General features: G+C 71.2%; 11 protein-coding genes. 1 reads left to right on the top strand and 10 read right to left on the bottom strand.

Annotated features, from left to right (window positions below):
* Window positions 1-9: 9 nt before the first annotated feature.
* From AC07DF_RS28580 to AC07DF_RS28595, 4 genes are all read right to left on the bottom strand, one after another.
* Window positions 10-756, bottom strand: a complete 747-nt coding sequence (locus tag AC07DF_RS28580; RefSeq protein ID WP_478977383.1) for a DUF6227 family protein — start codon at window positions 754-756, stop codon at window positions 10-12.
* A gap of 179 nt (window positions 757-935) precedes the next feature.
* Entirely contained in the window at window positions 936-2,153 is a 1,218-nt protein-coding gene (locus AC07DF_RS28585) for a L,D-transpeptidase (RefSeq protein ID WP_478977386.1), read from the bottom strand.
* A gap of 165 nt (window positions 2,154-2,318) precedes the next feature.
* On the bottom strand, window positions 2,319-3,374 hold the full coding sequence (locus tag AC07DF_RS28590) for a P1 family peptidase (protein WP_478977389.1): 1,056 nt from the start codon (window positions 3,372-3,374) through the stop codon (window positions 2,319-2,321).
* 111 nt (window positions 3,375-3,485) lie between these two features.
* Window positions 3,486-4,715 carry a low temperature requirement protein A gene (locus tag AC07DF_RS28595; RefSeq protein WP_478977392.1) on the bottom strand — a complete coding sequence of 410 codons (1,230 nt, stop codon included), beginning with the start codon at window positions 4,713-4,715 and terminating at the stop codon, window positions 3,486-3,488.
* Between the two features lie 56 nt (window positions 4,716-4,771).
* On the opposite strand from AC07DF_RS28595, the gene AC07DF_RS28600 reads away from it, so the two are divergent.
* Window positions 4,772-4,951 (top strand): hypothetical protein, encoded by a 180-nt coding sequence (locus tag AC07DF_RS28600; protein WP_478977395.1) that lies wholly within the window; start codon window positions 4,772-4,774, stop codon window positions 4,949-4,951.
* Between the two features lie 10 nt (window positions 4,952-4,961).
* On the opposite strand, the gene mscL is transcribed toward AC07DF_RS28600, so the two are convergent.
* From mscL to AC07DF_RS28630, 6 genes are all read right to left on the bottom strand, one after another.
* Entirely contained in the window at window positions 4,962-5,420 is a 459-nt protein-coding gene (mscL, locus tag AC07DF_RS28605; protein WP_478977398.1) for a large conductance mechanosensitive channel protein MscL, read from the bottom strand.
* Window positions 5,421-5,543: 123 nt separating this feature from the next.
* Entirely contained in the window at window positions 5,544-6,071 is a 528-nt protein-coding gene (locus AC07DF_RS28610; protein ID WP_478977940.1) for a hypothetical protein, read from the bottom strand.
* Window positions 6,072-6,310: 239 nt separating this feature from the next.
* Window positions 6,311-7,204, bottom strand: a complete 894-nt coding sequence (locus tag AC07DF_RS28615) for an S-methyl-5'-thioadenosine phosphorylase (protein WP_478977401.1) — start codon at window positions 7,202-7,204, stop codon at window positions 6,311-6,313.
* Between the two features lie 78 nt (window positions 7,205-7,282).
* Window positions 7,283-7,615 (bottom strand): FmdB family zinc ribbon protein, encoded by a 333-nt coding sequence (locus tag AC07DF_RS28620; RefSeq protein WP_478977404.1) that lies wholly within the window; start codon window positions 7,613-7,615, stop codon window positions 7,283-7,285.
* Between the two features lie 67 nt (window positions 7,616-7,682).
* Window positions 7,683-9,002 carry an MFS transporter gene (locus AC07DF_RS28625; RefSeq protein ID WP_478977407.1) on the bottom strand — a complete coding sequence of 440 codons (1,320 nt, stop codon included), beginning with the start codon at window positions 9,000-9,002 and terminating at the stop codon, window positions 7,683-7,685.
* Window positions 9,003-9,282: 280 nt separating this feature from the next.
* Complete coding sequence (locus tag AC07DF_RS28630) at window positions 9,283-10,812, bottom strand: potassium/proton antiporter (protein WP_478977410.1); 1,530 nt, start codon at window positions 10,810-10,812, stop codon at window positions 9,283-9,285.
* Window positions 10,813-10,901 lie beyond the last annotated feature (89 nt).

Here is a 10,901-nt window from a genome sequence, read left to right on the forward strand (position 1 = left end):
CGCCCGCGCCTACGAAAGCTGCGCCGCCCGCCGCTCCATCGCCTCGCGCGCCGCGTCCTCGCTGACGTACACCTCACACATGTGCCGCCCGTCCGGCGTCGCCGTGTGCTCGACCTCCCACAGGGAGAGTTCCGCGCCGTCCCGCAGCAGGAACGCGTGCTCGTAGAGCGAGAAGCCCAGCCCCGCCCGCCCGGCGCGGCAGGGGCGGCCGAAGGCCTGGGTGATCTGATGGCCGGACGCCGTGGCCAGCAGGGCCGCCGTGTCCGCTCCCGGCCGGTCCGTGTTCTCCGCCCGGCGCAGTAAACGGCGCGCGTGGTCCGCCGAGTCGTCGGCGGCATAGGCGTGCCGGGGCGCGGGGACCGGTGACAGCTGCACCATCACCGGCAGTTCGAAGTCGGGCGTGTCAGGGGGCAGCGGCAGACGCGCGGTCGCCGCCCGCAGCTCCTCCTCGTCCACATAGACCTCGTGCTGCGGTTCGCTGCCCGATGCCGTGTTGTGGACGAGCTCCCACAGGGTGAGCGCCGAACCGTCGGCGAGCAGCCACGTGTGCCGGTACGTCTCCCGGTGCAGGCCCGCGCTGTGGTGCGCGGAGTGCAGCGAACCGTCGTGGGCCAGAGCGCAGTCCAGGCGCCTTATCGTCTCGTCCGGCAACTCGAAGGAGTTCAGGGCGCGGCCGAGGAGTCGCGCGAGGTGTTCCTCCGGAGTCTCGGGCGAGTCGTGGGGTTCGTACGCTGCCGTCTCGTACGGAACGCTCAAGGTTTCTCCCGGCGTTGCTGCATGTCACCTTGTGGGTGCATACCGTAGCCCCTCGGTCGGACATCATGTCCGGGAACCGAGAAAACGTACGTCCGGGAAAACGCGCGGGCCGCGCGAAAAGTTCCGGCGCGGCCCGGTCGGTCCGTCAAAAACCCCAGTTGGGGTGGCTGTTCAGCCGCTCACGACGCGCTGCCCGCGACCCACTGGCTCCATGCCATGTTCCAGCCGTTGAGCCCGTTGTCCGGCGACACCGTCTTGTCGGGGGAGTTCTTCACGATCACCACGTCGCCGATGAGCGAGTTGTCGTAGAACCACTTGGCGGGCGTGCTGCCCCCGGCGCCCTGGACGTCCGCGAGGCCGACACAGCCGTGGCTGGTGCCCTGGCGCCCGAAGGGCGGGTTGCCCTTGTTGTACCAGTAGTTGCCGTGGATGAACGTGCCGGACGTCGTCAGGCGCATCGCGTGCGGCACGTCCGGGATGTCGTACTCACCGCCGAGGCCGACCGTGCGGCTGTTCATCCGGGTCTGGGTGAACTTCTCCGAGATCACCATCTGCCCGTTGTACGTGGTGTGCTCCGGGCTGCCCGCCGAGATCGGGATCGTCTTGATGGTCTTGCCGTCCCTGACGACCGTCATGGTCTGCGTGTTGACATCGACCGTGGAGACCTGCGAGCGCCCGACGGTGAAGGTGACCGTCTTCTTCTGCACGCCGTAGACGCCCTTCGCGCCCTCGACCCCGTCCAGGTCGATCTTCATCGTCACCTTGGAGCCCGCCTTCCAGTACTCCTCGGGCCGGAAGTCGAGCCGCTGTCCGTTGAACCAGTGCCCGACCACCTCCTGCCCACTGCTGGAGGTGACCTTGATGCGCGACTGCACGGCCTTCCGCTCGGTGATGGCCTTGTCGAAGGTGAACGACACCGGCATGCCCGCACCGACCGTGGTGCCGTTGTCCGGCGTGTACGTCCCGATGAAGCTGTTCGACGACGACACCGTCGTGAAGATCGAGTTGGCCGCGGCCGTCCGGCCGTCCGTGTCCTTCGCGGTCGCCGATATCTGGTACTTCGTCCCGCGCTCCAGCTGCTCCTTCGGCTTCCACGCCTTGCCGTCGGAGGAGATCGAGCCCGGCACGGCCTGACCGTCGCCCGCCACCGTCATCTTCACGTCGGTCAGCTTCCCGTCGCTGACCTTCACGCCGGTCGAGTTGATGGACGCGCCCGTGGAACCGTCCTTCGCCGAGATGGCGATCTTCGCGACGGACGTGTTGCCCGAGCCCTTGCCGCCCTTGGCGTCGTCATCGGCGTTGGCGCTGCCCCCGCAGGCGGTGAGCGTCAGGGCGCCGACCATCAGGGCGGCACAGGCCCCCAGTGTGCGCCGCGCAGCAATGTCCGGCGTTGTCACGGGCTGCTCCCAGTTCGTGTGATGTGAGTGATCCGCTCCAGTACGTGAAGGAAGAGGGACCGGGCGGCCGTTCGGGTTGCGTCCGACCGCCAGGAACGACATCACCGTTACATGGCCGCGACAATGTCCGGTATCGCTGTGGGGCTGCTGTGGGAGCCCGCCCGCTCAGCGGCCCCCTGCTCTGTGGCCCGCGTACAACTCCCCGTACGACGGCCACGCCCCGCCCGGACCGTCGACCGACTCGGCGGCGCGCACGGCCCGCACGATCGCGCGGGTCACCACATCGGCGCCCGCCGCGAGGACCTCGTTGAGGGCGAGCGGGTTCGCGGCGTCCAGGGCGCTTTCTCCCGTCGCCAGCGCGAACACCGTGTCCCCGTCGTTGAGGAGGTGCACCGGCCGCACCGCGCGGGCGATCCCGTCGTGAGCTGTGCCGGCCAGCTTCTGCGCCTGGGCCTTCGACAGATCCGCGTCCGTGGCGACCACCGCGAGCGTGGTGTTGAGCGGCGGCGGCGCGCTCCTCGCCGCCGTCTCGGCCAGGCGTCGCCGCGCGGCCGCGTGGACCTCCGCCTCCGGGTACTCCACCCGTCCCTGGAACAACTCCCCGTACAGCACCCCCGTTTCCGGATCCACCGTCGAACCCGCCGCGTTGGCCACCACCAGCGCGGCCACCGTGACACCCGAGCCGAGCACCGTGCTCGCGCTGCCGATGCCGCCCTTCACCACCCCGGTCACCGCCCCCGTGCCGGCGCCCACACAGCCCTGGGCCACCCGCGCGCCGAGCTCGCTCGCCGCAGCCGCCTCGACCGCGGCCCGGCCGGTGGCCGCGTCCGGCCGGGCCCGGAAGTCGCCGCCCCGCCCCAGATCGAAGACACAGGCGGCGGGCACGACCGGCACGACATGCGCCGGGTCCGCCCCGACCCGGATCCCGCGCCCCCGTTCCTCCAGCCAGGCCATCACCCCCGAGGCGGCGTCCAGCCCGTAGGCGCTGCCGCCGGTCAGCACGATCGCCTCGACCTTCCGCACCACGTTGCGCGGGTCGAGCGCGTCCGTCTCCTTGGTCCCGGGGCCACCGCCCCGCACATCCACGGCGGCCACGGCCCCGCCCTCCGGGGCGAGCACGACCGTGGTGCCGGTGAGCCAGCCGTCGCCGGCGCGGGTCGCGTGCCCCACGCGCAGGCCGGAGACATCCGTCAGAGCGTCCACCGATGCGTCAACTGTCATGGCGCCCAGTGTTGTCCAGCCGCCGGCCCGTGTGGGCGTACCGGGCCGGTCGGCGCGGTCAGTGGGCCGGGCTCGACGACTCCTGGGCTCTCACCGGGCCCGTCGGCGCCGTCAGGCCGTCCGGCTCGAAGCCCCCTGGGCCCTCGCCGGGCGCGCGGCCAGTGTCTCTCCCGCCACCACCGACAGCGCGCAGACCACGCCGGCCGCGAGCACCGCCCAGTCACCCAGGAACGTGCAGCAGATCACCAGCAGTGCCGTCGTCGGCAGCACCAGCTGCTGGGTGATGCCCGCCTTGAAGTGACGCGAGTGCAGGGCCCACACGGTCAGCAGATACAGGGCCGTCGGCAGGGTCACGGCGGCCGACGCCGCCAGCGTGGAGATGTGCGCCTTGCCGACCGTCTGCTCCACCGCCACCTCAAGTCCGGCCCCGATCGCGGCCGCCGAGGCGAAGACCACGTAGTGGCCGTAGCCCCACACGAACGCCTGCCGGTTGGAGCGCAGATGGCCGTGGATGGGCACCACGAAGTAGATCCACCACGCGGCGAAGATGATCAGCAGCCCGCCCGACGCGATGGGGAGGAGCTCGCCCAGTGCGTCGTTCTCGTCGATACCGGACTTCACGGCGATCGTGGCCGCGGCGATCGTCTCGCCGAGCACGATGATGGTGAACAGTCCGTAGCGCTCCGCGATATGGCGGGGATGCCAGGCCGTGGGATGGCCCCGCTCCGCGAAGAGCGGCACACACATCTCCAGCAGCGCCATCACCAGGAACCACCAGGGCCGGGCGTCCTCGGGCAGGAACAGCAGACCCAGCCAGCCGACCTGGCACAGCAGCACACCGCCGGCGTAGCGCAGGGCCGTCGTCCGTTCCGGGCCCTCGGCGGCGCGGGCCGCCCGCAGCCATTGCGTCGCCAGGGCCAGCCGCATGATCACGTAGCCCAGCCAGACCACGAGGTAGTCGTGCTCCTCGAACGCCCGCGAGACCCCCGCCGCGAGGACCAGCACACCCGCGATCTGCACCAGCGTGACGACCCGGTACAGCACGTCGTCGTTGTCGTACGCCGAGGCGAACCAGGAAAAGTTCATCCACGCCCACCACACGGCGAAGAACACCATCGCGTAGTCGAGGATCCCCTCGCCCGCATGGCCCTCGGCGACGGAGTGCACCAGCTGGATGCCCGCCTGGGCGACGGCCACGACGAAGCACAGGTCGAAGAAGAGCTCCAGCGGCGAAGCCGTCCGGTGCGCCTCGTCGCGTCCGCGGGCCCTGAGCCTGCGCAGCGGTCCCCGGTCGCCGGGCGGCCCGGAGGGGACGGGCGGGGGAGTGGGGCTGGACGTCATGATTCCCAGCACAGCAGAAGGCGCGGGGATTTTCTCCGCGACCGTACCCTGGACGCATGAGTAGCGCCCCCGATCCCGAGCCGCGCGCGCCGAAGCCCGCGCTGGTCTTCGACGACCCGCTCGACCAGCAGTCCTCCGACGACACCGACCGCGGCTGGGGCGAGCGCACCGACTCCGGCGGCGGCGCGGCCGACCTCAAGCGCTTCCTCGACGAGAAGCCGCCCCACCACCTCTGAAGCCGTCGCACTACTCCCGGTCGTGCCCCGCACCACGCTGGGCGACCAGGGCGTCCCGGATCTCCTTCAGGACCTCCAGCTCGGTCACCTCGATGACCTCCTGCGCGCCCTCCTTCGCCTTGCGGCGGGCCTCCTGCCGGGCCAGGTACTTCGCCATGGGCAGGACCATCAGGAAGTAGACGACCGCCGCGGTGATCACGAAGCTCAGGGCGGCGCCGAGAACGGAACCCCACAGGATCTGGATGCCCTGCTCGCCCTCGCACGTCGAGCTCAGGCAGGAGCTGTAGTGGTCGAGGTTCTTGGTCCCGATGGCTCCCACGACCGGGTTGACGATTCCCTTCACCATGGCGTTGACGATGTTCGTGAACGCGGCGCCGATCACCACCGCGACAGCCAGATCGACGACGTTCCCGCGCATCAGGAAGGCCTTGAAGCCCTGCCAGACGCTCGGTTCCTCTTTCTCGCTCACCTCGGGGTCTCTCCTCGCACGAGCAGCTTGTGGAACAAAACGCTCCGCAACCTACGTCAACGCTGGGCCGAACAGAGCATCCGGGCCCCTCGAACGAGGGCCTTGACGAGATCGTGCACAGCATCACCACAGCGTCACCGCCAACCGCGCGGTGGCGCTCGCCCCGGCCAGCCGGGCGGCGGTGGGACGCGGCACCGACAGCACGACCAGCGCCCCGCCGTCGGCCGCGCCCTCCAAGGGCTCCGGCACCTTCGTGACCCTGGCCCCGCGCGCGACCACCCGGGCGTCGCCGCCCGCCACCGTCCCCTCGGCGGCGATGACGTCGACCCGGTCGCCCGGCCGCAGCAGCCGTACCGTCGCCGCGTCGGCGATCCGGATCGGGGCCGTCACCGCCCCCGCCGCCCCTGCGGCACCGCGCGTCCCCGCGGACCGCTCCCCGGACACCGAGGCCGTGTGCGCGGGTGACTGATCCCGGGGCTGACCACGGGCTCCGTCACCGTCTCGCGGTCCCGCCGCCACCAGCGCGGTCGCGGTGACCGCGAGCCCGACGGCCAGAGCCCGCCGACGGTGCCTTCCGAGCCGGCCCGACCGGTACAGGCCCCCGCGCACCCGCACGGGATCGAAGCGCGGCACCTCCCGCGTCGCGGGCACCTCAGGGCCGGGCGGGAGCGCGGCGACGGGTGCGCCGCCGGACAGGGAAGACGTGAGCGGAGCGAGGGACACGGGAAACCACCACCTGCGACGAGGACCGGCTTGCGCTCCCCACGATGAGGCTTCCCGCCGCCGCCCGCTCAGGCCTGTGGAGCCACCCCCAGCCTGTGGACAACTCCCTCACCCGAACGGCGAGTTCCGCCCCCTCAGAGAAGGGGGCCTGCCGATGGGCCTGCCGGTCACGGCAACGCGAACCCCGGATCCATCCCACCCAACGCCCCGCCACACAGGCAGTCCCGCTCGTCCTCCCCCGGCAACCCCGCCACCGCGTCGAACAGCACGTCCCGCAACCGCCCCACGTTCGCCGCGAACACCCGCAGCACCTCGTCGTGCGAGACGCCCTCCCCGCTCTCCGCACCCGCGTCGAGGTCGGTGACCAGGGTCAGGGACGTGTAGCAGAGCTCCAGCTCACGGGCGAGTGCCGCCTCGGGATGCCCGGTCATCCCCACGACCGACCAGCCCTGGGCCTGGTGCCACAACGATTCGGCACGGGTCGAGAAGCGCGGCCCCTCGACCACGACCAGCGTGCCGCCGTCCACCGGCTCCCAGTCCCGGCCGCGCGCCGCCTTCAGCGCGACGGCCCGCCCCGCGGAGCAGTAGGGGTCGGCCAGCGACACGTGCACCACGTTCGGCACCGACCCGTCGGGCAGCGGCTCTCCGTCGAAGTACGTGTTCGCGCGGGACTTCGTGCGGTCGACCAGCTGGTCAGGCACCAGCAGCGTGCCGGGCCCGTACTCGGGACGCAGGCCGCCCACGGCGCACGGGGCGAGCACCTGGCGCACGCCGACCGACCGCAGGGCCCACAGATTGGCCCGGTAGTTGATCCGGTGCGGCGGCAGGTGGTGGCCCCGCCCGTGCCTCGGCAGGAAGGCGACCCGCCGGCCGGCGACCTCACCGAGGAAGAGGGAGTCGCTGGGCGGCCCGTACGGGGTGTCGACCTGCACCTCGGTCACGTCGTCGAGGAAGGAGTAGAACCCGGAGCCGCCTATGACGCCGATCCCGGCGCTCTCCCTGCCCGCAGAGCTGCCCGCAGAGCTGCCCGCCGAGCCCGCCACGTTCGCCTTGTTCGCCATGTCCGCACCCTAACCGCACGCACAAACGCCGAGGACCCCGTCGCCCGAAGGGCGGCAGGGTCCCGGAGGAATCAGGTGTTACGCGGCGGTGGTGCTGCTGCTGGTGGAGCTGCCCGTGCTCGACGAAGAGCTCGAAGACGAGCTCGAACCGGAACCCGAGCCAGAGCCCGAACCGGAGTCGGAGGACGACGAGGAGGAGCTCGACGACTTCGCCGGGGAGCTGCTCGAGGAGGAGCCGCGGCTGTCGTTCCGGTAGAAGCCGGAGCCCTTGAAGACGATGCCGACCGCGGAGAACACCTTCTTCAGGCGGCCCTGGCAGTTCGGGCACTCGGTGAGGGCGTCGTCGGTGAACTTCTGCACCGCCTCGAGGCCTTCGCCGCACTCGGTGCACTGGTACTGGTAGGTCGGCACTGTCTTCCTCCTGGCACTCTCACTCGATGAGTGCTAACGACGGTCCATAGTGACGTATTCCAGCCGCTCAGTCCACTGCCACCGGCACGCGGTGACCCACGCCACGTGCGACCGTCCGCCCGTGGGCACGCCCCGACAGCCGGGAACGCAGGGCCAGGAGGGTCGCCAGGGCGAGCACGGTGCCGCCCATGGGCACCAGGAAACCGGCACCGTCCCAGAGGCGGTCCTCCAGTTGCCCGGCGACGGTGACGGCGGCCGCCTGGCCGAGTGCCACCGCGCCGGTCAGCCAGGTGAAGGCCTCGGTACGGGCACCGGCCGGGACCAGTCCGTCGACCAGGGTGTAGCCGGTGATCAGGGCGGGCGCGACGCACATGCCGACCAGCAGGCCGAGTCCGGCCAGGACCGGCACCGAATGGGCGGCCCACAGGCCCGAGGCGGTGAGGGCGAGAGCCGTGTAGCCGATGACCAGGCGCCGCTGCGGGGCCGCCTTCCAGGCGATCGCGCCGCAGACCAGGCCGGAGAGCATGTTGCCCGCGGCGAAGACGCCGTAGAGGACGCCGTTCAGGCCCGGTTCGCCGATCGACTCGGTGAACGCGGCCAGCGAGACCTGCATGCCGCCGAAGACGGCACCGATGCCCAGGAAGGTCACGATCAGCACGCGCACGCCGGGGACGCGCAGCGCGGAGGTGTGCTCCACGCGCGCGTGGCCGCCGGCTTCGACCGAGGGCTGGGTGCTCTTCTGGGCGGCGAACAGCAGACCGCCGATCAGTGTCAGAGAGGCCTCGGTGACCAGTCCGGCGGCCGGGTCGATCGCCGTGCACAGGGCGGTGGCCAGCAGCGGTCCGACGACGAAGGTCAGTTCGTCCGTGACGGACTCGAAGGCCGCCGCGGTGGTCATCAGGGGCGAGTCCTTGAGCTTCACGCCCCAGCGGGCCCGCACCATGGGCCCGACCTGCGGCACCGAGGCACCGGTCGGGACGGCCGCGACGAACACCGCCCACAGTGGGGCGTCCAGCAGCGCGAGGGCCGTCAGCGTCAGCCCGGAGACCGCGTGCAGCAGCACCCCGGGGATCAGTACGGCACGCTGCCCGTAGCGGTCGGCGAGGCGGCCGCTGTAGGGCGCGAACAGGGCCATGGAGACACCGGTGGCGGCCGCGGCGGCGCCCGCCGCTCCGTAGGAGCCGGTGGTGTGCTGCACCAGCAGCACGATGGAGATCGTCAGCATCGCGAACGGCTGGCGTGCCGCGAAGCCGGGGAGCAGGAACGTCCAGGCGCCGCGGGTGCGCAGCAGCCGGCCGTATCCGGGGCGGGCGGAAGCCGTCGAGTTCTGCGAGGTCTTCGCGTTCTTCGAGTTCTTCGGCTTCTTCGAGGTGACCGTGGACGCCACGGCCCGTGCCTTTCTGCCGCCTGGTAGCACGGCCCGGTCAGCGGGCGGAGCCGAGAGCTGTCCTCTTGCGCGGAACTGCGGTAGATGCCGGGGCCCGGTGAGGAGGGGCGACCCGACCGCCATACGGTCGCGCCAGCTCTGCGTCAGGCAGAGTTGGTTCGATCTGGGTACGCCTTCATCGTACAGGGGTCAAGGGGCTGCGTGCCTGTGAAAGCGAGCACCAGGGGTCCGCTGGCCTTGTAAACCCGCCTTGCGCATACGAATCGGCGCGAACCGGTCTTTATTGACCGGCCCCGTCCGTCCCCAGCCATCCGGCCAGCTTGCCGCCGTGGCCCACCGACCGCAGCCGCTTCTCCGTCGCGTCCCGGACCGGGTCCGTGGCCACGACGAGCAGCTCGTCCCCGCGTTGCAGCACCGTCGTGGGAAGCGGAACGAACGATTCGTTCGCGCGCACGACGAGGGTCACGGCGGCGCCGGGCGGCAGCCGCAGCTCGCCCACCTCCACGCCGTGCATCTTCGACCCCTCGGGGATCGCCACGGACAGCAGATGCCCGCGCAGCCGCTCCAGCGGGGCCGACTCGATGCCGAGGTCGGCGGCCTCCGAACCGTCGCCGAGGCGCAGCTTGCGGCCCAGCCACGGCAGAGTCGGGCCCTGGACCAGCGTGTAGACGACGACCAGGACGAAGACGATGTTGAAGATCCGGTCGCTGGCGGCGACGCCCTTCACCATCGGGATGGTCGCCAGGATGATGGGTACCGCCCCGCGCAGGCCCGCCCACGACATCAGCGCCGACTCCCGCCAGGGCACCCGGAAGGGCAGCAGGCAGGCGAAGACGCCCAGCGGACGTGCCACCACGGTCAGGACCAGCCCGATGACCAGCGCGGGCACGATGTCGTCGCCCAGCTCGTGCGGGGTGACCAGCAGGCCGAGCATGACGAACATGCCGATCTGCGCCATCCAGCCGAGCCCGTCGGCGAAGCCGCGCGTGGCCGGCCAGTGCGGCAGTCGCGCGTTGCCCATCACCATCGCGGCGAGGTACACCGCGAGGAAGCCGCTGCCATGGGCGAGCGCGCCCGCCGCGTAGGCCACGGTGGCGATCGCCATGACGGCGATCGGGTAGAGGCCGGAGGCGGGCAGTGCCACATGCCGCAGCCCCCAGGAGCCCAGCCAGCCCACCGCGAGTCCGATGGCCGCGCCGATGGCCAGCTCCAGCAGGATCACGCCCAGCAGTACGTACCAGTGTTCGACCGGGCCCGCCGTGGACAGGGAGACCACGAGGATGACCACCGGGGCGTCGTTGAAGCCGGACTCCGCCTCCAGGGTGCCCGTCACGCGCGCGGGGAGTGGGATTTTGCGCAGCACGGAGAAGACGGCCGCCGCGTCGGTCGAGGAGACGACCGCGCCGATGATGAGCGCCTGCCGCCATTCGAGCCCGATCAGGTAGTGCGCCGCCGACGCCGTGACCCCGACGCTCACCGCGACACCGGCCAGCGCCAGTGCCGTGGCGGCCGGCATGACCGGCTTGATCTCCTTCCACTTCGTGCCCAGACCGCCCTCGGCCAGGATCACGACCAGGGCCGCGTATCCGATGACCTGGGTCAGTTCGGCGTTGTCGAAGTGGATGTCGCCCACGCCGTCCTGGCCCATGGCGACGCCTATGCCCAGGTAGACGAGCAGGCTGGGGAGCCCGCTGCGCGAGGAGATCCGTACCGCTGCGACGGCGACGAGCAGGACGAGCGAGCAGACGAGCAAGAGCTGGTTGAGGTGGTGAACAGTCAGCGGCCGAATCCTTCCCTGGCCCGCACGCACGCGCGCGTGGGCTCACGTACATCGCACATGAAGCTGTGGCGCACCGCGCCAACTACTTCGTTACCTTACCTAACTCTTGACGATTTCTT

It is taken from the genome of Streptomyces sp. NPDC044719 (assembly GCF_056433405.1).

Coding starts and splice junctions, on each gene's coding strand:
- AC07DF_RS28590 (WP_478977389.1), bottom strand. CDS start 3,374: ATGACAGTTGACGCATCGGTGGACGCTCTGACGGATGTCTCCGGCCTG.
- AC07DF_RS28595 (WP_478977392.1), bottom strand. CDS start 4,715: ATGACGTCCAGCCCCACTCCCCCGCCCGTCCCCTCCGGGCCGCCCGGC.
- AC07DF_RS28600 (WP_478977395.1), top strand. CDS start 4,772: ATGAGTAGCGCCCCCGATCCCGAGCCGCGCGCGCCGAAGCCCGCGCTG.
- AC07DF_RS28615 (WP_478977401.1), bottom strand. CDS start 7,204: ATGGCGAACAAGGCGAACGTGGCGGGCTCGGCGGGCAGCTCTGCGGGC.